At 67.4% G+C, this 21,170-nt stretch carries 19 protein-coding genes; 2 read left to right on the forward strand and 17 right to left on the reverse strand.

The genetic code is table 11. From position 1 onward, the window contains the following. Window positions 1-150: 150 nt before the first annotated feature. The 12 genes from ugpQ to ACVK00_RS28690 form a co-directional block, all read right to left on the reverse strand. Entirely contained in the window at window positions 151-915 is a 765-nt protein-coding gene (ugpQ, locus tag ACVK00_RS28635) for a glycerophosphodiester phosphodiesterase (protein ID WP_228906586.1), read from the reverse strand. Between the two features lie 28 nt (window positions 916-943). Next, window positions 944-2,029 carry a sn-glycerol-3-phosphate import ATP-binding protein UgpC gene (locus tag ACVK00_RS28640; protein WP_284888478.1) on the reverse strand — a complete coding sequence of 362 codons (1,086 nt, stop codon included), beginning with the start codon at window positions 2,027-2,029 and terminating at the stop codon, window positions 944-946. A gap of 31 nt (window positions 2,030-2,060) precedes the next feature. After that, entirely contained in the window at window positions 2,061-2,906 is an 846-nt protein-coding gene (gene ugpE / locus ACVK00_RS28645) for a sn-glycerol-3-phosphate ABC transporter permease UgpE (protein ID WP_228906582.1), read from the reverse strand. After that, entirely contained in the window at window positions 2,903-3,787 is an 885-nt protein-coding gene (ugpA, locus tag ACVK00_RS28650) for a sn-glycerol-3-phosphate ABC transporter permease UgpA (RefSeq protein WP_228906580.1), read from the reverse strand. Before ugpA ends, ugpE begins: the two co-directional genes overlap by 4 nt. 96 nt (window positions 3,788-3,883) lie before the next feature. Then, window positions 3,884-5,218 carry a sn-glycerol-3-phosphate ABC transporter substrate-binding protein UgpB gene (gene ugpB / locus ACVK00_RS28655; protein WP_166722455.1) on the reverse strand — a complete coding sequence of 445 codons (1,335 nt, stop codon included), beginning with the start codon at window positions 5,216-5,218 and terminating at the stop codon, window positions 3,884-3,886. An 88-nt stretch (window positions 5,219-5,306) separates the two neighbouring features. Continuing rightward, complete coding sequence (locus tag ACVK00_RS28660) at window positions 5,307-6,491, reverse strand: deoxyguanosinetriphosphate triphosphohydrolase (RefSeq protein WP_228907594.1); 1,185 nt, start codon at window positions 6,489-6,491, stop codon at window positions 5,307-5,309. Between the two features lie 65 nt (window positions 6,492-6,556). Next, complete coding sequence (aroB, locus tag ACVK00_RS28665) at window positions 6,557-7,636, reverse strand: 3-dehydroquinate synthase (RefSeq protein WP_175661884.1); 1,080 nt, start codon at window positions 7,634-7,636, stop codon at window positions 6,557-6,559. Next, entirely contained in the window at window positions 7,633-8,187 is a 555-nt protein-coding gene (locus tag ACVK00_RS28670; RefSeq protein ID WP_126228774.1) for a shikimate kinase, read from the reverse strand. Before ACVK00_RS28670 ends, aroB begins: the two co-directional genes overlap by 4 nt. A gap of 40 nt (window positions 8,188-8,227) precedes the next feature. Continuing rightward, window positions 8,228-9,898, reverse strand: coding sequence for a type IV pilus secretin PilQ (locus ACVK00_RS28675; RefSeq protein ID WP_354122898.1), 1,671 nt, complete (start codon window positions 9,896-9,898; stop codon window positions 8,228-8,230). Next, window positions 9,895-10,761: a pilus assembly protein gene (locus ACVK00_RS28680; RefSeq protein ID WP_284888476.1), complete on the reverse strand. Its 867-nt coding sequence runs from the start codon at window positions 10,759-10,761 to the stop codon at window positions 9,895-9,897. The genes ACVK00_RS28675 and ACVK00_RS28680 overlap by 4 nt, the downstream gene beginning before the upstream one ends. After that, complete coding sequence (locus tag ACVK00_RS28685; RefSeq protein ID WP_284888475.1) at window positions 10,758-11,390, reverse strand: fimbrial protein; 633 nt, start codon at window positions 11,388-11,390, stop codon at window positions 10,758-10,760. The genes ACVK00_RS28680 and ACVK00_RS28685 overlap by 4 nt, the downstream gene beginning before the upstream one ends. Continuing rightward, window positions 11,387-12,310 (reverse strand): competence protein ComA, encoded by a 924-nt coding sequence (locus tag ACVK00_RS28690; protein WP_284888474.1) that lies wholly within the window; start codon window positions 12,308-12,310, stop codon window positions 11,387-11,389. The genes ACVK00_RS28685 and ACVK00_RS28690 overlap by 4 nt, the downstream gene beginning before the upstream one ends. 225 nt (window positions 12,311-12,535) lie before the next feature. On the opposite strand from ACVK00_RS28690, the gene ACVK00_RS28695 reads away from it, so the two are divergent. Continuing rightward, entirely contained in the window at window positions 12,536-14,923 is a 2,388-nt protein-coding gene (locus tag ACVK00_RS28695; RefSeq protein ID WP_435521214.1) for a PBP1A family penicillin-binding protein, read from the forward strand. A gap of 94 nt (window positions 14,924-15,017) precedes the next feature. Here the strand turns inward: ACVK00_RS28695 and cyaY are convergent, their stop codons facing one another. Further along, window positions 15,018-15,344, reverse strand: a complete 327-nt coding sequence (gene cyaY / locus ACVK00_RS28700; RefSeq protein ID WP_284888472.1) for an iron donor protein CyaY — start codon at window positions 15,342-15,344, stop codon at window positions 15,018-15,020. Window positions 15,345-15,383: 39 nt separating this feature from the next. Between cyaY and lptM the strand changes: the two genes are divergently transcribed. Then, the gene (lptM, locus tag ACVK00_RS28705) at window positions 15,384-15,665 is read left to right on the forward strand and encodes an LPS translocon maturation chaperone LptM (protein ID WP_228906569.1); all 282 of its coding nucleotides are present in this window, start codon (window positions 15,384-15,386) and stop codon (window positions 15,663-15,665) included. 86 nt (window positions 15,666-15,751) lie between these two features. Here the strand turns inward: lptM and msrQ are convergent, their stop codons facing one another. The 4 genes from msrQ to ACVK00_RS28725 form a co-directional block, all read right to left on the reverse strand. Next, a complete protein-coding gene (gene msrQ / locus ACVK00_RS28710; protein ID WP_284888471.1) occupies window positions 15,752-16,441 on the reverse strand; it encodes a protein-methionine-sulfoxide reductase heme-binding subunit MsrQ in 690 nt (229 codons plus the stop codon). A 20-nt stretch (window positions 16,442-16,461) separates the two neighbouring features. Beyond that, window positions 16,462-17,457 (reverse strand): protein-methionine-sulfoxide reductase catalytic subunit MsrP, encoded by a 996-nt coding sequence (gene msrP / locus ACVK00_RS28715; protein WP_284888470.1) that lies wholly within the window; start codon window positions 17,455-17,457, stop codon window positions 16,462-16,464. A 158-nt stretch (window positions 17,458-17,615) separates the two neighbouring features. Next, a complete protein-coding gene (gene ccsB, locus ACVK00_RS28720) occupies window positions 17,616-18,806 on the reverse strand; it encodes a c-type cytochrome biogenesis protein CcsB (protein WP_228906563.1) in 1,191 nt (396 codons plus the stop codon). A gap of 4 nt (window positions 18,807-18,810) precedes the next feature. Next, entirely contained in the window at window positions 18,811-21,033 is a 2,223-nt protein-coding gene (locus ACVK00_RS28725; RefSeq protein WP_284888469.1) for a cytochrome c biogenesis protein ResB, read from the reverse strand. Between the last annotated feature and the right edge of the window lie 137 nt (window positions 21,034-21,170).

Raw genomic sequence — 21,170 nt, forward strand, 5'->3', positions numbered from 1 at the left:
GGGAATGGTTAATCCTGCTGCAATTTGTAGCGGATTTTTCCCGACGTAACGTCTCCACGATGCAAAACGCCCCGGCGGGAATCCCGCCGGGGCGTCGTTTTTTCGCGTCAGGCATGTTCCCGGACAGGATTTTGCCCGGAGCGCGCGGCGCTACACGATGTCGTCGAGTGCCGTCGGGCCGATCAGGTCGATCCGGTCCGTGCAGACCGCGTCGACGCCCCAGCGGGCAAGTTCGCGCGCCCGTTCGAGGTCGTTCACCGTGTAAACCAGGATGCGCAGCCCGGCCGCCTTGATCGCGCGCACGAGCGGTTCGTCGAGCCGTTTGTGGTCTGCATGCAACGAAACGCAGCCGAGCGCCCCGACGACCTGCGCATGCCAGTCGTCCGGCACGGCTTCATAGAGCATCCCGCGCGGCAGCGCCGGCACGGTCGCGCGCGCCTGCTGCAACGCATCGAACGAGAACGACGACAGCAGCGGCGGCACCGCCGCGCCGTGCCAGTACGCGGCGGCGTCGGCCGCCACGCGCTGCCCCGTGTCGCGCTCGCGGCCCGGGCACGGCTTGATCTCGACGTTCGCCGCCAGCCCGTGCGCGATGCAGCGCGCCGCCGCCGCCTCGAGCGTCGGCATCCGTTCGCCCGCGAAGCGCGCGTCGAACCACGCGCCGGCGTCGAGCGCGGCCAGCGCCGCATAACGCATGCCCGCCGCCGGCCCGCTGCCGTTCGACGTGCGGTCGACGGTGTCGTCGTGCAGCAGGAACGTCACGTCATCGGCGGACAGCTTCGCGTCGAATTCGACCATCCGGTGACCGCGCCGCGCGCCCTCGTCGAATGCGGCAAGCGTGTTCTCCGGCGCGAGCGTGCCGCCGCCGCGATGAGCGACCACGCGCGGATAGGGCCAGTCGGTGCGAAGGGTCATCGTCGGTCTCTCGGCAAGTGCAGCAGGTTCAGCCGGCACGCTTGCCGGTCTCCGGATCGAAGAAATGCAGCCGGTGCGCGGGCACCGCGGCGCCCAGCGCCGTGCCGCGCGTGGGACGAACCGCATGCGGCAGGCGCACCGCGACGTCGTGGTTACCCCAGCGGCCGTGCGCGAGGTTGTCCGCACCGAGCAGCTCGCACGAATCGACCGGCAGCGTCGCCTGCGCGACGCCCGGCTGCGGCGTCATGTGCTCCGGGCGCACACCGAGCACCCAGTCGCGCCCGGTGGCGATCGTGGTGCCGATGCCGGGCGCGCCGGCGACGGGCAGCGCCGGACCGCCGCCCGCGACCGCAAACGTCGCGCCATCCTCCGACAGCCGGCCATGCATCAGGTTCATCGCCGGCGAGCCGATGAAGCCCGCGACGAACACCGTCTCCGGCTTCTCGTACACGTCGACCGGCGCGCCGATCTGCTCCGCATAGCCGCGGTTCATCACGATCACGCGCTGCGCGAGCGTCATCGCCTCGATCTGGTCGTGCGTCACGTACACGCTCGTCGTCGCGAGCCGCGCATGCAGCCGCTGGATCTCGAGCCGCATCTGCACGCGCAGCTTCGCATCGAGGTTCGACAACGGCTCGTCGAACAGGAACACCGACGGCTCGCGCACGATCGCACGCCCCATCGCGACGCGCTGCCGCTGGCCGCCCGACAGTTCGCGCGGGCGCCGCGCGAGCAGCGGCTCGAGTTCGAGGATCTTCGCGGCCGCGGCCACCCGCGAGTCGATCGTCGCGCGCTCGATGCCGCGGATCTTCAGCCCGTAGCCCATGTTCTGCGCGACCGTCATGTGTGGGTACAGCGCATAGTTCTGGAACACCATCGCGATGTCGCGATCCTTCGGCTCCAGCGCGTTGACCACGCGGTCGCCGATCGCGATCTCGCCGTCCGTCACCGTCTCGAGCCCCGCGATCATCCGCAGCAGCGTCGACTTGCCGCAGCCCGACGGGCCGACCAGCACGATGAATTCACCGTCGGCGATCTCCACGTCGATGCCGTGCAGCACGTGCTGCTTGCCGTCGTAGGATTTCCTGACGCCCTTCAAGCTCAGCGCAGCCATACTTGGTCCTTCTCCCGGTTGCCGTCCGTGTTCATTTCTCGGAATCGACGAGGCCGCGCACGAACCAGCGCTGCATCGCCAGCACGACGACGAGCGGCGGAATCATCGCCAGCAGCGTCGCCGCCATCACGTATTGCCATTCGGTCGCGGCGTCGCCGCTCGCGATCATCGTCTTGATGCCCACCACCGCCGTCGACAGCGACGCCTCCGTCGTGATCAGGATCGGCCACAGATACTGGTTCCAGCCGTAGATGAAGGTGATCACGAACAGCGCCGCGATGCTCGTCTTCGACAGCGGCAGCACGACGTCCCAGAAGAAGCGCATCGGCCCTGCGCCGTCGATGCGCGCGGCGTCCATCAGCTCGTCGGGCAGCGTCATGAAGAACTGGCGGAACAGGAAGGTCGCCGTCGCCGACGCGATCAGCGGCAGCGTGAGCCCCGCGTAGGCGTTCGTCAGGTGCAGCGTCGACACCACCTGCACGGTCGGGAAGATCCGCACCTCGACCGGCAGCATCAGCGTGATGAAGATCAGCCAGAACGCCGTGTTGCGGAACGGGAAGCGGAAATAGACGATCGCGTACGCGGACAGGATCGACACCGCGATCTTGCCGACCGCGATCCCGAGCGCCATCACGAAGCTGTTGACGAGCAGCCGGCCGAACGGCGCCGTCGTGCCGCCGCTGCCGTGCCCCCAGATGTACGCGATGTTCTCCAGCAGGTGCGTGCTCGGCACCAGCGACAGCGGGATCGTGAACACCTCCTGCGCGTTCATCGTCGCCGCGCAGAATGCGACGTAGACGGGGAACACGATCGCCACGACGCCCGCGACCAGCACCGCGTGGCAGAACAGGTCGAAACCCTTGCGATTTTCGATCATGCGTATTGCACCCTGCGTTCGACGAAGCGGAACTGGATCACCGTGAGCCCGACGACGATGATCATCAGCACGACCGACTGCGCGCCCGAACTGCCGATGTCGAGCCCCTGGAAGCCTTCCGTGAAGATCTTGTAGATCAGCGTCTTGGTGCTTTGCGCGGGACCGCCCGCGGTGGCCGCGTCGATCACCGGGAACGTGTCGAAGAACGCGTAGACGAGGTTCACGACCAGCAGGAAGAAGCTCGTCGGCGACAGCAGCGGCAGCACGATGTTGAAGAACCGCCGCACCGGCCCGGCGCCGTCGATCGCCGCCGCCTCGATCAGCGAGCGCGGAATCGCCTGCAGCCCCGCATAGAAGAACAGGAAGTTGTAGCTCACCTGCTTCCACACCGACGCGAGCACGACGAGGAACATCGCCTGGCCGCCGTTCAGCGCGTGATCCCAGACAATGCCGCACTTTGCGAGCGCATAGGTGACGAGGCCGATGCTCGGGTTGAACAGGAACGCCCACAGCACGGCGGCGATCGTCGGTGCGACCGCGTACGGCCAGATCAGCAGCGTGCGGTACACACGCGCGCCGCGGATCACGCGGTCGGCGCACGCGGCGAGCAGCAGCGACACGACGAGCCCGCTGACCGTGACGAGCGAGCTGAACACCAGTGTCGTGCGGAACGAGTCGAGGTACAGCGGATCGGCGAACAGGTGCGTGAAGTTCGCGAAGCCGACGAATTCGCTCGACGTGCCGAACGCATCCTGCATCTGCGTCGACTGCCACAGCGCGACGCCGGCCGGCCACAGGAAGAACACGGCGGTGATCGCGAGCTGCGGCGCGATCAGCAGGTACGGCAGCAGGCTCGCGCCGAAACGGGAACGGGATTGCATCGCGGGCATCCGGTCAGGCGAAACGGAAAGGGAACCGCGCCGCCGGCCCGCGCGCATGCGCGAGGCGGCGGCCGGCGGCACGGACGCGATGCGGGCTCAGCCGCCCGACTTCTCGAAGCGGCGCAGCAGCTCGTCGCCGCGCGAGGCGGCCGAGTCGAGCGCGTCCTTCGGCGACTTCTTCTGCCCCCAGACCTGCTCCAGCTCTTCGTCGACGACCGTGCGGATCTGCGGCATGTTGCCGAGACGCAGCCCCTTCGTGTAGGGCAGCGGCGGCTTGTTCATCATCTGCTTGATCGCGGTTTCCGCGCTCGGGTTCTTCGCATAGAAGCCCTGCTGGCGCGTGAGGTCGTACGCGGCCGTCGTGACCGGCAGATAGCCCGTTTCCTGGTGCCACTTCGCGGCGATCGGCGGCGAGGCCAGGAACGCGAGGAATTTCGCGACGCCCTTGTAGGTCGCCGGATCCTTGCCGGCCAGCACCCACAGGCTCGCGCCGCCGATGATCGCGTTCTGCGGCGCGCCCTTCACGTTCGCGTCGTACGGCATCATGCCCGTGCCGTAGCTGAACTTCGCGAATTTCTGCACGTTCGCGAGCGCCCCCGACGACGTCGTCAGGATCCCGCAGTCGCCGCTGTAGAACTTCGCGGACGCTTCGTCCTTGCGGCCCGCGTACGTGAACGTGCCGTCCTTCTGCATCTGCTGCAGGAACGCGATGTGGGCGATCTGCTGCGGCTTGTTGAACTCGAGCACCGCGTCGGTGCCGTCGAAGCCATTGTTGCGGCTCGCGAACGGCAGCGCGTGCCACACGCTGTAGTTCTCGAGCTGGATCCAGCCCTGCCAGCCGGTCGTGAAGCCGCAGGCCATTCCGGACTTGCGCAGCTTCTCCGCATCGGCCTGCACGTCCGCCCACGTCTTCGGCGGCTGGTTCGGATCGAGCCCGGCCTTCTTGAACGCGTCCTTGTTGTAGTACAGCACCGGCGTCGAGCTGTTGAACGGCATCGACACGAGATGGCCCGTCTTCGCATCGCTGTAGTAGCTCGCGATGGTCGGCACGAACGCCTTTTCGTCGAGCGGCACGCCGGCCTGCTTGAACACGTCGTAGACGGGCACGACAGCCTTCTTCGCCTGCATCATCGTCGCGGTGCCGACTTCATAGACCTGGAGGATCGCCGGCGCGTTGCCGCTGCGATAGGCGGCGATGCCCGCCGCGAGCGCCTGGTCGTAGGTGCCCTTGAAGACCGGCACGATCTTGTAGTCGCTCTGCGATGCGTTGAACTGCGCGGCGAGCTCGTTCACGCGCTCGCCGAGCGCCGACTCCATCGCATGCCAGAACTGGATTTCCGTCGCGGCGAACGCCGCATGCTGCACACCGAACATCAGCGCGCCGCCAAGCGCGATCGAGCGAACCATGGTCCCCGCAGGCTTCTTCTTCATCGACCTCTCCTATGAAAACGTTACCAACAGCGTGTGCAACATTCCCGTCGCCATTGAACCGGCGAAGTCTAGTGATCGTTTGTGACAGTCAGTTGTCGTTGACGACGAACAGGCGCTGGTATTCCTTCAGCGCGAAGCGGTCGGTCATGCCGGCGATGTAGTGCGCGACGAGGCGCGGCTGCTGCGCTTCGTCATCCGACTGGTACGGCGGCGGCAGCAGGCGCGGATCGTCGATGAACGCGTCGAACAGCCCGGTGACGACACGCTGCGCCTTGTTGGCCATGCGCATCACCTTGTAGTGGCGGTACAGGTTCTTGAACAGGAAACGCTTGAGGGCGGCCGCCTGCGCGGCGACCGCTTCGCTGTGCGCGACGAGCGGCGGCGCCGCGCGCACGTCGTCGAGCGACGCGGGCGCGACGCGCATGAGATTGCGTGTGGTCTCGTCGATCAGGTCGACGATCAGCGTGTTGATGATGCGGCGCACCGTCTCGTGCACGAGGCGGCGGCCTTCGAGATGCGGGAATTCCGCAAGCGCAGCCTCGTAGTGGCGCTGCCAGAGCTCGACTTCGGCGAGCTGCTCGATCGTGATCAGGCCCGAGCGCAGGCCGTCGTCGACGTCATGGTTGTTGTATGCGATTTCGTCCGCGATGTTCGCGAGTTGCGCCTCCAGCGACGGCTGGCGCCCTTGCAGGAAACGTTCGCCGAGCGCGCCGAGCTTGCGCGCATTCTCGCGCGAGCAGTGCTTGAGAATGCCTTCGCGCGTCTCGAAGCACAGGTTCAGGCCGTTGAACGCGCCGTAATGCTCCTCGAGCTCGTCGACGACGGCCAGGCTCTGCAGGTTGTGCTCGAAGCCGCCGTGCTCGCGCATGCACGCATTCAGCGCGTCCTGCCCGGCATGGCCGAACGGCGTATGGCCGAGATCGTGCGCAAGCGAGATCGCTTCGACGAGATCCTCGTTCAGGCGCAGGTTGCGCGCGACCGAACGCGCGATCTGCGCGACTTCGAGGCTGTGCGTGAGGCGGGTGCGGAACAGGTCGCCTTCGTGATTGACGAAGACCTGCGTCTTGTATTCGAGCCGGCGAAACGCGGTCGAATGAACGATGCGGTCGCGGTCGCGCTGGAATTCGGTGCGCGCCGCCGGCGGCGTTTCCGGATGGCGGCGGCCGCGCGACTGCGACGCGTGGGCGGCATACGGAGCGAGATGGGCTTCCAGCGCCGCCAGCGTCGGCGGCTCGACCAGCGTCGCGACGGATGCGCGGCCGGCCTCGGGCAGTTTGCTGCTGGATGTCTCGCTCACGTCTCCTCCATGTCAGTGGCGCCGGGGCATCCGGGGCGCCGTTACCGGGTCGTCTGCGCCAGTGTAGCGAACACCGCTTCGTCGGGCGCCTGGGTGATCAGCGTATCGCCGAATCGCTTCAGCAGGATGAACTTGATCGCGCCGGCTTCGGCCTTCTTGTCGACACGCATCAGGTCCATGTAGCGCGCATCGCCGAGTGCCGGCCCGCGGACCGGCAAGTGCGCGGCGGCAATCACTGCATCGAGCCGCTGCCGCGACGCTTCGTCGAAGAGGCCGAGCCGCACCGACAGGTCGGCCGCCATCACCATTCCGCAGCCGACCGCTTCGCCGTGCAGCCATTCGCCATAGCCGAGCCCGGCCTCGATCGCATGGCCGAACGTATGGCCGAAGTTCAGGATCGCGCGCAGGCCGCCTTCGCGTTCGTCGGCCGCGACCACGCTCGCCTTGATCTCGCACGAGCGCTTCACTGCATGCGCGAGCGCGGCCGGCTCGCGGCGGTTCAGCGCGTCGACGTTCGCCTCGATCCAGTCGAAGAATTCCGCATCGGCGATCGCGCCCGTCTTGATGACCTCGGCCACGCCGGCCGCCAGCTCGCGATCGGGCAGCGTGGTCAGCGCGCCGATATCGGCGATCACCGCCTGCGGCTGGTAGAACGCGCCGATCATGTTCTTGCCGAGCGGATGGTTGATGCCGGTCTTGCCGCCGACCGACGAATCGACCTGCGACAGCAGCGTCGTCGGCACCTGGATGAACGGCACGCCGCGCATGTAGCACGCGGCGGCGAAGCCGGTCATGTCGCCGATCACGCCGCCGCCGAGTGCGACGAGCGTCGTCTTGCGGTCGGCGCGCTCGGTCAGCAGGCCGTCGAAGATCAGGTTCAGCGTTTCCCAGTTCTTGTACGCCTCGCCGTCCGGCAGCACGACCGTCGATACGCGCTTGCCGAGCGGCGCGAGCGCCGCGCGCAGCGCGTCGCCGTAGAGCGGATCGACCGTCGTGTTCGTGACGATCGTGACCGACGAACCGGTGATATGAGGGGCGAACAGGTCGGTGCGGCCGATCAGGCCGGCACCAATGTGAATCGGGTAGGCGCGCTCGCCCAGATCGACGTTGACGGTAATCATGCTTGTAGCGGCTTGGCGATGACGCCTGCCAGTTCGAGTTGCATCAGCACCATGTTGACGAGGCCGTTGACCGACGGACGGCCGGTCTCGATGATGAAGTCCGCGCATTCGCGGTAGAGCGGGTCGCGCACTTCGTAGAGCGCTTCGAGACGCGCCTTCGGGTCGCCGGTCTGCAACAGCGGGCGGTTCTTGTCCTTGCGCGTGCGCAGCCACAGATCGTGCGGATTGGCGCGCAGATAGATGACGATGCCGCTGCTTTTCAGGCAATCGCGATTTTCGGCGCGCAGCACCGCGCCGCCGCCCGTCGCGAGCACGATGTTCTCGCGCTGCGTGAGATCGGCGATCACCTGCGATTCGCGGTCGCGAAAGCCGGCCTCGCCCTCCATCTCGAAGATCACCGGAATGCGCGCACCCGTGCGGGCCTCGATTTCGTGGTCGGAGTCGAAGAACGTCCTGTCGAGCCGGCGCGCGACCGCACGGCCCACGGTGGTCTTACCCGCTCCCATAAGGCCGACGAAAAATACGTTTGCGTGTGGGTCCCGCGCTTGCAACGGCTTCCTCTGCTTGAATCTTGCTGGTGTGTGGCGCAGCTTACTGGCAAAGCGGCTGCCTTGTCGAGCCTGCGCCACCGGCTTCCGGCCCCCTTTTTCCCGCCTCCGCGTCGCCCGCGCCGGCCGTCTCGCATTGCGTGCCGACGACCGTCGGCGTGATGAAGACGACCAGTTCGCTGCGCTGGTCGCGCCGCGCGCGGTGCCGGAAAAGCGCGCCCAGAACCGGTATTTTGCCCAAGAGCGGCACCCGCGTCACATCATCCCGGTTCAACTGCTCGTAAATCCCGCCGATCGCGACCGTCCCGCCGTTTTCGACCTCCACGCGCGTCTGGACGTGTTTCGTATGAATCGCCGGGCCGGCCGCGGTCGGCTCGCCGATGCTGTCCTTCGTCACGTCGAGGTCGAGCACGACGCGGCCGTCGGGCGTGATCTGCGGCTCGACCTCGAGCTTCAGCGTCGCGCGGCGGAACTGCACGCCGCTCACGCCGTTGCCGACCTTGGCCTGGTACGGCAGCTCCGAGCCCTGCTCGACGATCGCCTTCACGCGGTCGGCCGTGACCACGCGCGGGCTGGAGACGATCTGGCCCCGCCCCTGCGCCTCGAGCGCGCTCAGCTCGACGTCGAGCACGCGGCTGAGCGGCGCGGCGAACAACGTGAAGCCGGCCGTCGCCGCCTCGAATCCGCCGAGCGGCCGCGCGACGAGATCGAGCGCGTTGCGCGTGTCGGCCGCGGATGCCGCGCCGTCGGCCGCGGGCGCCCGTCCCTGCGCGCGCAACGCGACGCGAGCGCCGAGGTTGCGCGAGAAGCCCTGTTCGCCTTCGACGATGCGCGCCTCGATCCGCACCTGTCGCGACGGCCGGTCGATCGCATCGATCAGGCCCGCGATCTGCGCGATGCGCGGCGCAAGATCGGTGACGAACAGCAGGTTCGTGCGGGGATCGGCCGCCGCGGCACCGCGTTTCGACAGCAGGCGCTGGCCGGTCGCACCGGCCAGCAGCCGCTGCACGTCCAGCGCGCGCGGGTAATGCAGCGCGAAAGTCCGGCTCGCGAGCGGCTCCAGCTCGGCCGCGCGGGCGTGCGTTTCGAAGCGCTCGCGCTCCCGCGCGGCGAGTTCGGCCGCCGGCGTGACCCAGATCACGTTGCCGCGCCGCGACATGGCCAGCCCGTGCGTGTCGAGCAACGTATCGAACGCATCGCGCCAGCGGACATTGTTCAGACGTAACGTCACGGTGCCGCGCACCTGTTCGCCGACGATGATGTTGAGCCCGGTGAATCGCGCGAGCGCATCGAACGCGGCCGCGAGCCCAGCGCCTTGCAGATTCAGCGAGATCCGCCGCGCGTCGTCCGCATCGCCGGGGTGCCGCGCCGCGGCGTCGCTCATGCGGCTCGGCGGCGGCAACGGAATCGGCGGCCCTTCCAGCAGCGGCACCGGCGCGGTCGTGCCCGCCCGAACCGCTGCACGTGCGGCCTGATCGAACGGCCGTGCGCCGTCCTGTGCGGATACGGCACCGTTCACACCGTTCACACCGTCCGCGCCATCGAGCGCGCCCTGCGGCAGCGGTGTGTCGTCAACGGGCGCCTGCATCGATGCGATCGACCATCCGGCCGGCGGCAAAGGGGGCAAGGGAGGCAAAGGCGGTAGCGCCGCGTGTGCCGTGGCCACGCATGATCCGACCTGGAATGCGATTGCCCACCATCCGTATTTCGTCATGGACGACCTCCGTCGTCCATGACGAACCGGCGCGCGCCATCAGCCGTCGCAAGCGTCACGGCACCGGCATCGACGCGCATCACACGCCCGGCCCCAAGCGCTTCGCCCCGCGCGACGGTCGCGAATCCGCCGTCACCGGCGTCGAACAACGCGAGCCCGGCGCGCGCGTCGCGAATCGTGCCGGCCAGACGCGGCACCGCATCGTCGGCTACCGTGAGCGAACCCGCGCCGCCGAACGGATCGTCACCTGGCGCACCGGCGAGCATGGGCACCGTGCCACCCGGGAAACGGACTCCCGGCAGCGCCGGAAACACGTCGATCGTCATGTCCACCCGCGCTGTGGGCGGTTTTCGCTCGATATGCAGGACCGACGGCACCACCAGCGCGGGCAAACCCGCCAGCCCACCCATCAGCCGCAGCAGCGCCGGAAAACCGCCGTCCGCGACGATCCGCACCGTGCGTCGGCCATCCGGTGCCGCATCGTCCGCGCGCTGCGGTTCGATCGACACGATCCGCAGTCCGCTCGCTCCGGCCAGGTCGGCCAGCTCCAGCATCAGCGCGGGCCACGCCGGCGCACGCGTCGAGCTCACACTGCGCCCGGCAGCCGGGTCCGGGTCGCGCCGCTGCGCGGCGGCGAGCGTCCGCTGTGTGTCGGCGGCACGCACCTGTGCCGTTGCCAGCAACGCACGACTGCGCGCGAGCCCGCTCAAGTCGCCGGCATCCGTCAGATGAATGCCGCCCACCAGCACGGACACGAATGCCACCACGCAGCCGACGGCGTGTGCGGTGGCCGGCGATACCCGCGTCACGCGGCCGAGCGACCCGGCAACGCCCGGCACGGACCTATGCACGATCACCGTCATGCGCCGCCTCCCGCTGCGCCTTGCGGCGACGCGTCGTGCCAGCGCACCTGGACGGAAAACCGGAACGGCGCGGCTGACGCCGTGACCGGCGTGGCCGAAGCCGGTGTCAGCATCCCGATATCGAATCGCCAATCGCGCTGCTCGGCCGCGATCCGCGCGAGCCACCGCGCGGCCGCCCGGTAACTCGTCGCGCGCGCGTCGAGCACGGCGCCGGACGACGTCGTGCGCAATGCGTCGAGCCGGACGGTGTCGTCGCGCACCTGCGCCAGCGTCGCGAGCAGCCCGGTGGCGTGCCGGTAAGGCGCGGCAAGCACGACCGATCGCGCATCGCGTTGCGCGAGGTCGGCGGCCGCGCCGGCGGCGCGCCTGGCGGCCGCGACCTGTGGCTGCCATTGCCGCAGTTGCGCCTGCACACGCGCACGCTCGGCATCCACGCGCCATCTCCACACTGTCTGCGCGCCCGTCCAGGCGCAGGCCCCGAATACGCCGAGCACGATCGCTGCCCCGCACTGCGTGACACGACGCCGCCGCAACGCCTGCGCCAGCCGCTCCCGGTACGGCAGCAGATTGAAGCCGCCGAGCGCGGCGTGGCCGACGATAGTCCTCCCGAACCCCGTATCGACCATCATTCCCACACCCCGCGCAGCGCCAGCCCGACCGCGACGGCAAATGCCGGACCGTCCGGCATACCGCCGGGCTCGCCCGGCAGCCCGTTCCATCCCATGCAGTCGAACGGCACCGCCGCCACGCCGAGTGCATCGCCGATGTCGGCGACCGACGTACCGCAGCGGGCGATGCAGCGCGCGTCACCGGCCACGAGCACGCAGCGCACCGGCTCGAATACGCACTGGCGCAATGCGTCGGGAAGCGCCGCCTGCACGTCGCCGGATACCGCGAGCATAGGTGCGGCGACCGGGCCGTCGACCCGCCAGCCGCGCACGCCCGTGTCGCTGAACCAGAACGCGGCGTACGGGCCGTGCGCGTCGAGCTCGAACTGCGCGGCATGGCGCAATGCGCGCAGCGCGGCGGCCGACTCGTCGTCGACGGCCGTCAGGTCGATGCCGGCCTGCGCGGCCACGTCGATCCGCCGCTCGAGCAAGGCCTGCGGCGCCACGGCGACCGCGATCTCGCCCGAACACGCGCCGCCTTCCTGCCGCCAGTCGAATGCGAAACTGTCCGGCGCCAGCCCCGAGATACGTTCGGCCGCCTGCCGGGCGGCGTGGGCGACGTCCTCGCGCCCGGCCAGGTCGAGCGTTGCCGTGCGCATCTCGTCGTCGCGCAGTGCCATCACGCCATGCGCGTCGCAGCGCACGCCTGCCGCCGACAGCCGCGCCACGGCGGCCGCCAACGCCCGCGCGACCGCGGCCCAGCGCGCATCCTCCGGCCCGTCCGCCAGCCCCACCGGCTCACGGTCGAGCCCTTCGACCCGCACATCCGTGCCCCGGCCGCGCCGGCTCAGCACGGCCACCCTCACCTCGTCCGCCCCGACGTCGATGCCCGTCGAACGGTGCCTGCCCGGCGCGAACCGCGCCGCCCATCGTGCTGTCATCCCAGCCTCCCGCGATCGTGCGGCCCACGCCGCGTTTCCGATGCCTGATTCTGCAAAGTGGCGCGTGCGCCCGACAGTCGGCCGGATGGCCAGGCATGGCGCGCGGCGGCCGCGCGGACGTTATGCTGGCGGCACCGCGATCCGCCGCTTTCCGGCGGCCACCCGTCGCGTCAGGACCGGTCTTACCGGGCAGCTATAATCGCGGGACTGTTTTCCGGTATGCCTATGCAATCCACGTCTCCTACGTCCCCGCCTCCCGCACCCGAGCCGAAGAAACGGCCCTGGTGGCAGAAAGCCCTGATCGGCATCGCCGCGATGTGCGTGGCCCTCGTCGTGGCCGGCGGCCTCGTGCTCGGCTACGCGCTCGTCGTCGCGTGGCCGAACATGCCGTCGCTCGACGCGCTGACCGACTATCGTCCGAAGGTTCCGCTGCGCATCTACACGTCCGATCACGTGCTGATCGGCGAATTCGGCGAGGAACGCCGCGACATCGTCCATTTCAAGGACGTGCCCGACTCGCTCAAGAAGGCGATCCTCGCGATCGAGGACGCGCGCTTCTACGATCACGGCGGCGTCGACCTCACCGGCATCGCCCGCGCCGGCTTCGTCGCGCTGACGAACGGCCATGCGTCGCAGGGCGCGAGCACGATCACGATGCAGGTCGCGCGCAACTTCTTCCTGTCGAGTGAAAAGACCTACACGCGCAAGATCTACGAGATGCTGCTCGCGTACCGCATCGAGCGCGCGCTGACGAAGGATCAGATTCTCGAGGTCTACATGAATCAGATCTATCTCGGCCAGCGTGCGTACGGCTTCGCGAGCGCCGCGCGCGTGTATTTCGGCAAGGATCTGAAGGACGTCACGCTCGCGGAAGCGGCGATGCTCGCGGGGCTGCCGAAAGCGCCGTCCGCGTATAACCCGGTCGTCAACCCGAAGCGCGCGAAGGTCCGCCAGGAATACATCCTGCAGCGGATGCTCGAGCTGAACTTCATCACGCGCGAGCAGTACGACGAGGCTGCCGCGCAGCCGCTGGTCGTCAAGGGCGCGGGCCGCGAGTTCAGCGTGCACGCCGAGTACGTCGCGGAAATGGTCCGGCAGATGATGTATGCGCAGTACCGCGAGGAAACCTACACGCGCGGCTTCAACGTCGTCACGACGATCGATTCCGCCGACCAGCAGGTCGCGTACACCGCGCTGCGCAAGGGCATCATGGATTACGAGCGCCGCCACGGCTATCGCGGGCCGGAAGGCTTCATCGAGCTGCCGGCCGGCGCCGACGACCGCGAACAGGCGATCGACGACGCGTTGCTCGAACATCCCGACAACGGCGAACTGATCGCGGCGGTCGTCACCGCGGCCACCCCGCGCCAGATCACGGTGGCCTTCATCGACGGCAGCACCGCGACGATCGAAGGCGACAACCTGCGCTTCGCGTCGGGCGCGCTGTCGGCCAACGCGCAGCCGAACCGCCGCATCCGCCCGGGCGCGATCGTCCGGGTCGTGAAGAACGACGCCGGCAAGTGGTCGATCACGCAGTTGCCGCAGGTCGAAGGCGCGTTCATCTCGATCGTCCCGCAAGACGGCGCGATCCGCTCGCTCGTCGGCGGCTTCGACTACAACAAGAACAAGTTCAACCACGTCACGCAGGCGTGGCGGCAACCGGGTTCGTCGTTCAAGCCGTTCATCTACTCGGCGTCGCTCGACAAGGGCCTCGGGCCGGCCACGGTGATCAACGACGGCCCGCTGTATTTCAGCGCCGCGGAAACCGGCGGCCAGCCGTGGGAACCGAAGAACTACGGCGGCGGCTTCGAAGGTCCGATGTCGATGCGCACTGCGCTGCAGCGCTCGCGCAACCTCGTGTCGATCCGGATCCTGAACCACATCGGCACGAAATACGCACAGCAGTACATCACGCGCTTCGGCTTCGACGCCGAGCGCCATCCGGCCTACCTGCCGATGGCGCTCGGTGCGGGCCAGGTCACGGCGTTGCAGATGGCCGGCGCGTACTCGGTGTTCGCGAACGGCGGCTTCCGCGTGAACCCGTATCTGATCGCCGAAGTGACCGATCCGAACGGCGCGATCGTCGCACGCGCACAGCCGCTCATCGCCGAGCAGAATGCGCCGCGCGCGATCGACGCCCGCAACGCGTACGTGACGAACAGCCTGCTGCAGAGCGTCGCGCAGCGCGGCACGGGCGCACGTACCAATGTACTGAAGCGCACCGACCTCGCGGGCAAGACCGGTACGACGAACGACTCGCACGACGCGTGGTTCGCCGGCTACCAGCACACGCTCGCGGCGATCGCATGGATCGGCTACGACAACCCGCGCAGCCTCGGCGATCGCGAAACCGGCGGCGGCCTGTCGCTGCCGGTCTGGATCGAATACATGGGTGCGGCGTTGAAGGGCGTGCCGGAGTTCAAGCCGACGATGCCGGACGACGTCCAGTCGCTCGGCGGCGAGCTGTACTTCAGCGAGTTCACGCCGGGGCACGGCTTCGTGTCGACGGTCGGCGTGCCGCAGGCGCCGGCGGTGCAGGACACCGAGGAAGCGGTGCCGCACGTCGACGAGCAGGAAAAGCAGGACATCATGAACCTGTTCCGCGGCCACTGACGAACGGCCCGGGCATGAAAAAAGCGCCCCGCGGGGCGCTTTTTCTTTGTGCGTCGATCCGACGTATCGGCGCCCGACGGGCGAGCGAGCGTCGTTACGCGTGGAACGTGATCGGCAGGCCGGCCTGCTGCGTCGCGTAGTCGGTGAGCGCCGAGAAGAACTCGGTGCCGGTGCGCGTATCGCGCCATTCGCCGTCCACGATACGGTAATGGAATCCGCCCGCCTTCGCGGCGATCCACAGCTCCTTCATCGGCGGCTGCAGGTTGATGATGATCTTCGAGCCGTTCTCGAACGTGAGCGTCAACACGCTGCCGTTGCGCTCCAGATCGATGTCGTGATCGCCGTCGTTTGCGGCGTCCACGGTACGTTCGACGGATGCCAGCACAGCCTCGGCACGGGCCAGGTATTCAGTATCGGACATGCTAAACTCTATCGGTTAAATAATTGCTCAGGGACGATCATGCGAGTCGTTTTCCGGATGAGCGCGATTGTAGCGGCTTTGGCGATTCTTGCCGGCTGCGGTCAACGCGGTCCGCTCTATCTGCCTACCGTGCCCCCGTTGCCGGCGAAGCCCATCCAGCAGCAGGACACGCCGCCGTCGGACGTCAAGCCGACCGATGAAAACGCGTCCTCCGACAGTATTCCCGATTCTTCCGGCACGCCACTCACGCTGTCGCCCGAGCTGTCGAGCGATGCGTCGAAGCCCGCCACGCCGGCATCAGGCCCGGCCTCCGCGCAGTAGTCGCACGCCGCCGCCGCGGCGGTTTCTCTCGCGCCCCAAGGCGATGACTTCCCGTCATCGCCTTTTGTTTTTTCGGGCCCGCCACGTCACGTACGGACGCGCCGCCAGCCCCATGCAAGCAGCCGCCAGCCGAGCAGCACCGCGACGATCGTCGCATAGAGCTTCGGCTGCGCGAGATTGTGCTTGCCGGCCCGCATCCACCAGAAATGCAGCACGCCGAACAGCGCGATCGCATAGATCGCGCGATGCAGCGTGGCCCAGTGACGGCCGAGCCGGCGCGCCATCCCACGCGGCGATGTCGCGGCCAGCGGAATCAGCAGCACGAACGCAGCGAAGCCGACCGTGATGAACGGACGCTTGCCGACATCCTTCAGGATCGCGAGCACGTCGAACCACTTGTCGAACCACAGGTACGTCGTGAAGTGCAGCGTCGCATAAAAGAACGCGAACAGGCCGATCATCCGGCGAAAACGCAGCAACGCGGGAACGCTCGTCACGTGCCGAAGCGGCGTGATGGCAAGCGTGACGCAGAGTATGACCAGCGTCCAGAGGCCCGTCGAACGCGTGATGAATTCGATCGGGTTCGCACCGAGCCGGTCGGTCAGCCCGAACAGCACGAGTCGCGCGAGCGGATAGAGGCCGGCCGCGAAAACCAGCACCTTGGCGGGCACGAGCCAGCGCGGCGACGTAGTACGCGCGGCGCCGGCCCGGGAAGCACCCGCGGCGGACGTGCGCGTGCCGGACGCGCGCACGGGCTCCAGTGTCGAAGGAGGCATGTCGTTTCTCACCGTCGCGCTCAGAAATTCTTTTTCAGATCCATGCCCCGATACATCGACGCGACGAGATCGCCGTAGCCGTTGAACATCAGCGTCTTGCGCTTCGGCGTGAAGAAGCCGTCCTCGCCGATCCGGCGCTCGGTTGCCTGGCTCCAGCGCGGGTGATCCACGTTCGGGTTCACGTTCGAATAAAAACCATATTCGTTCGACGCATACGTGTTCCAGCTCGTCTTCGGCTGCTTGTCGACGAAGCGGATCTTCACGAGCGACTTCGCGCTCTTGAAGCCGTACTTCCACGGCACGACGATGCGCACCGGCGCGCCGTTCTGGTTCGGCAGCACCTGGCCGTAGACGCCCATCGTCAGCAGCGTCAGCGGATTCATCGCCTCGTCCATCCGCAGCCCTTCCGAGTACGGCCAGTCGAGCACCGGCGTCGACAACCCCGGCATCTGGGACGGATCGGCCAGCGTGATGAACTGCACGTATTTCGCGTTGCCGGTCGGCTGCACGCGCTTGATCAGCTCGGACAGCGGCACGCCGATCCACGGAATCACCATCGACCAGCCCTCGACGCAACGCAGCCGGTACACGCGCTCCTCGAGCGGCGCGAGCTTCAACAGTTCGTCGAGATCGAACACCTTCGGGTGCAGCACCTCGCCCTCGACGCTCACGCGCCACGGGCGTGGCCGCAACGTGCCCGCGTTCTGCGCCGGGTCGCCCTTGTCGGTGCCGAATTCGTAGTAGTTGTTGTAGGACGTGATGTCCTTGAACGGCGTCACCTTGTCGGCCGCGACGAACTTCGGGTTGGTTTGCGCCGCGAGCTTCGCGGCCCGCGCGTCGGGTGACGCATACGCGGCGAACGCCGAGCCGCTGCCGCCCAGCAATCCGCCCGCCGCCGCCAGGCCGGCGGCCTGCAATACAAGCCGCCGGTTCTCGAACACCGCGCGCGGCGTAATCTGGCTCTGCGCGATATCACCGCCGGTCAGTACGGTGCGCAAAGGGGTTTTGATCCACATCGTGCTGCTCCTCCTGCATGCGCGGCGCGCACGCTTCATCAGCGTTCGACCCGGCCGATCATGCGCCGTTCGACAACCGGGCCACCCGCCCATTACAAAAGAAAACCGCCGGGCACGCAGTGCGCCGGCGGTCTTTTGTCGGACCAGCGTCGGAAATCTTACAGCTTGCCGTAGCTGTGCAGCCCGGACAGGAACATGTTGACGCCGAGGAACGCGAACGTCGTCACGAGCAGGCCGGTCAGCGCCCACCAGGCGGCGACCGCGCCGCGCAGGCCCTTCATCAGGCGCATGTGCAGCCAGGCCGCGTAGTTGAGCCACACGATCAGCGCCCAGGTTTCCTTCGGGTCCCAGCTCCAGTAGCCGCCCCATGCTTCGGCGGCCCAGAGCGCGCCGAGGATCGTCGCGATCGTGAAGAACGCGAAGCCGACCGCGATCGACTTGTACATCACGTCGTCGAGCACCTCGAGCGTCGGCAGGCGATCGGCGAGCACGCCGCGCTCCTTCATCAGGTACGCGACCGACACCATCGCCGACAGCGCGAAGCTGCCGTAGCCGATGAAGTTCGCCGGCACATGGATCTTCATCCACCAGCTCTGCAGCGCCGGCACGAGCGGCTGGATCTGCTGCGCATCGCGCGCGACCGAGTACCACATCAGGAAGCCGACGGCTGCGCTGATGACCAGCAGCACGAATGCGCCGAGTGCGCGCGTGCCGTAGTGGCCTTCGTAATAGAGATAAAGCAGGGCGGTGATCAGGCTGAACAGCACGAACACTTCATACAGGTTCGATACGGGGATATGCCCGACGTCGACACCGATCAGGTAGGACTCGTACCAGCGCACCATCAGGCCGGTGAAGCCCATCAGCACGGCGACCCACGTAAGCTTCTGGCCGATCGCGGAACCCGACTCCGAGCGTGCGAGCAAGCCGATCCAGTAGAAGATCGTCGCGAGCACGAACAGCGCGCTCATCCACAGGATCGCGGACTGGCTCGACAGGAAGTACTTGAGGAAGAACGCCGAATCGGCGCGGGCGAGATCGCCCTGGTAGATCTGGATCGACAGCAGCGACAGCACCGCGATCGACGCCATCATCAGCCGAGCAGGCTTCCAGCGCCAGCCGAGTACGACAAGCGCCGGCACCGTGCCGATCATCACCGCCTTGTCGTAGTAATTCATGTGTTCGTTGTAGTGCACGAACGCATAGCCCGCGCCGACCACGAGTGCCAGGGCGAACAACCAGTCGATGACCGACAGGCGCGCGAGGAACGGACGGTCGTCGAACAACGGCGCCGGATTCGAGGCCTGGACCGGCCCCGAACGGGAAGAGGAAACTTGAGTGAGATCCATGATGTTACCGGGTGGAATTCTCGGAATCGGAATCGGAACCGCCGCCGGCGGGCGGACGGGCAGTCGCTGCCGCGCCTGCGGGCGCGGCGTCGCGCGGTGCGGCGCGCAAGGCGGCGCCGGCCGCGTCGCGCGTCTGCACGAATTCTTTCTCGAAATCGAAGGTCTTGCGGGCCGTGGACATCGCCATCACCACATCGACGCCCGAACCGGCATCCTTGAGCCAGAACCAGAGGCGCCGCTCACGCACGTAGAACATCGAGAAGATGCCGGCGACCAACAGCAGGCTGCCAAGATACACCAGATTCTTGCCAGGTGCGCGCGTCAACTGAAATACCGAAGCTTGCACCTGCTTGAAGGAATCCAGCTGTAAATAGACCGGCGATCCATACAAAAAGCTGTCCGATAGCGCATTGATCGCGTTCTGGACGAAGCGGATCGTGTCGGTGCCCTGCTGGGCGGCCGGCTCGCCGGCGCGCTCGCGCGCGATCTGCCAGACCTCCCACATCGAGCCCTCGAGCATGCGCAGCAGCAGGCTCGCTGCCTTTTCCTGCTCGGCCTTCGGCACCGAGCGGTCGATGAACGTCGCCACCGCCTGGAAGCCGCCGATCGGCTGGCCGTCGGCGCCGCGACCGACGCTGTCGTCGCTCGCCGCGAAGAGGGTCAGCACCTTGAATGCACTGTCCTGCAGGCGGCCGCGCAGCGACGCTTCGGTCGTCGGCAGTGAACGCTGCGCGAAACGCGCGGCGGCGTCGGCACGCACGGCCGGATCCTCGAGCGCGGCGCGCAGGCGCATCCATTCGCCGATCGAATCCTGGCTGTCGGCCGGAATCCGCATGTAGCGGAACGGATCGTTCGGGCTCGCGCGCACGCCGGCGAGGAACACGCGCGTGCCGCCCATGTCGACGGGCAGCATGTAGTTGTTGAATTCGCGCGCCTGGCCGTCCTTGCCGCGAATCTTGTATTGCACCGACGGGCCGATGTTGTGGAGCTGCACCGGCTTCGACGTCTTCGCGCCCGAGCCGAGCCGCTCGTCGAACACCTCCTTCAGCGATTCCGTCTTCGCGACGCCGCGCACGTCAGGCTTGCCGTTCGCGTCGGTCATGTTTTCGACGTTGATCGCACGGAAGTCCGAGAACTCGATCGTGTCGCCGTCGCTGCCCGGCATCTGCAGCGGCGCCGTACTGCCGATCGTGCCCTTTACCGCGAAGGACTTCGCGTTGTCGCCCGTCATCGGGTAGGCCCTCATCTGCATCTGCGAGCCGCCGTCCTGGAAGCTCGACTGGTAGATCGACACGCCCTTGTACGTGAACGGCTTGTTGACCTCGACGCGCGCCGGGATCTTCTGGCCCGTCTCGCGATCGATCACGACGATGTCGCTCGCGAACAGCTTCGGCATCCCCGTCGTGTAGTAGTCGACGATGAACTTGTTGAGCTGGATCGAGAACGGCAGGTCCTGGATCAGCGAGCCGCTCGGCTGGTTCAGGATCGCGGTCGACACGAACTGGCCTTCCGGCACCCATGCGTAGCCGCGGAACGTCGGGTTCGACGTGGACAGCCGGTGGTCGGGCGAGATCTCGCTGATCGTCGCGCTCGTATTGACCGGACTCTTGCCGAACATCCACATCTGGAATTTGATCGGCAGGTTGCTGTCGAGCAGGCCGCCGATGCAGATCACGACGATCGCGAGGTGCGCGGAGATGTAGCCCCACTTCGTCAGCGCGCCGCGCTTCGCGGAGATCAGCGTCGCGCCGTCGGTTTCGCGCACGACGTGCTTGTAGCCCGCCTTGGCGACGAACGTGGCGAGCGTGGCCGCAACGGTCGCACGCGTGCCGGACGCCGTGTATTCGGCCTTGTGATGGAACGCGCGCAGGCTGCCTTCGCGGACCTTGTCCTTCCAGCTCTTCGCATCGGCGAGCATCTTCGGCGCGTTGCGGATCACGCACAGCGAGATCGACGTGACGAGGAAGATCAGGATCAGCATGAACCACCACGCGCTGTACACGTTGTACAGGCCCAGCGAGCGGAAGATGTCCGCCCAGAAAGGCCCGAACTGGTTCACGTAGTTCGGATACGGGTCATCCTGGGTCAGGACCGTGCCGATGATGCTCGCGATCGACAACACCACCAGCAGCGCGATCGCGAAGCGCATCGAGCTCACTAGCTCGACCGCGCGCCTGGACACACTTTGACCCGACTTCGACTGCAACCCCGACGTGGTAACGCTCATTCAAACTCCGACTTTGGGGGGAAACAGCCCCCACGCTCACTTTGTTCGCTGCCCCGGAAGGGGCGGTCAGCACTCCTGGGCGGCCCGGCGAGTGCCGATAAAAAAGGGCGAGGCCACCGCGATCACGCGGCGCCCCA

Source organism: Burkholderia sp. PvR073 (assembly GCF_054055695.1).

What these genes read in the sequence shown, in the direction of transcription:
- ugpQ (WP_228906586.1), bottom strand. Translation starts at nt 915, where the DNA reads ATGACCCTTCGCACCGACTGGCCCTATCCGCGCGTGGTCGCTCATCGC.
- ACVK00_RS28640 (WP_284888478.1), bottom strand. Translation starts at nt 2,029, where the DNA reads ATGGCTGCGCTGAGCTTGAAGGGCGTCAGGAAATCCTACGACGGCAAG.
- ugpE (WP_228906582.1), bottom strand. Translation starts at nt 2,906, where the DNA reads ATGATCGAAAATCGCAAGGGTTTCGACCTGTTCTGCCACGCGGTGCTG.
- ugpA (WP_228906580.1), bottom strand. Translation starts at nt 3,787, where the DNA reads ATGCAATCCCGTTCCCGTTTCGGCGCGAGCCTGCTGCCGTACCTGCTG.
- ugpB (WP_166722455.1), bottom strand. Translation starts at nt 5,218, where the DNA reads ATGAAGAAGAAGCCTGCGGGGACCATGGTTCGCTCGATCGCGCTTGGC.
- aroB (WP_175661884.1), bottom strand. Translation starts at nt 7,636, where the DNA reads ATGATTACCGTCAACGTCGATCTGGGCGAGCGCGCCTACCCGATTCAC.
- ACVK00_RS28675 (WP_354122898.1), bottom strand. Translation starts at nt 9,898, where the DNA reads ATGACGAAATACGGATGGTGGGCAATCGCATTCCAGGTCGGATCATGC.
- ACVK00_RS28680 (WP_284888476.1), bottom strand. Translation starts at nt 10,761, where the DNA reads ATGACGGTGATCGTGCATAGGTCCGTGCCGGGCGTTGCCGGGTCGCTC.
- ACVK00_RS28685 (WP_284888475.1), bottom strand. Translation starts at nt 11,390, where the DNA reads ATGATGGTCGATACGGGGTTCGGGAGGACTATCGTCGGCCACGCCGCG.
- ACVK00_RS28690 (WP_284888474.1), bottom strand. Translation starts at nt 12,310, where the DNA reads ATGACAGCACGATGGGCGGCGCGGTTCGCGCCGGGCAGGCACCGTTCG.
- ACVK00_RS28695 (WP_435521214.1), top strand. Translation starts at nt 12,536, where the DNA reads ATGCAATCCACGTCTCCTACGTCCCCGCCTCCCGCACCCGAGCCGAAG.
- cyaY (WP_284888472.1), bottom strand. Translation starts at nt 15,344, where the DNA reads ATGTCCGATACTGAATACCTGGCCCGTGCCGAGGCTGTGCTGGCATCC.
- lptM (WP_228906569.1), top strand. Translation starts at nt 15,384, where the DNA reads ATGCGAGTCGTTTTCCGGATGAGCGCGATTGTAGCGGCTTTGGCGATT.
- msrQ (WP_284888471.1), bottom strand. Translation starts at nt 16,441, where the DNA reads ATGCCTCCTTCGACACTGGAGCCCGTGCGCGCGTCCGGCACGCGCACG.
- msrP (WP_284888470.1), bottom strand. Translation starts at nt 17,457, where the DNA reads ATGTGGATCAAAACCCCTTTGCGCACCGTACTGACCGGCGGTGATATC.
- ccsB (WP_228906563.1), bottom strand. Translation starts at nt 18,806, where the DNA reads ATGGATCTCACTCAAGTTTCCTCTTCCCGTTCGGGGCCGGTCCAGGCC.
- ACVK00_RS28725 (WP_284888469.1), bottom strand. Translation starts at nt 21,033, where the DNA reads ATGAGCGTTACCACGTCGGGGTTGCAGTCGAAGTCGGGTCAAAGTGTG.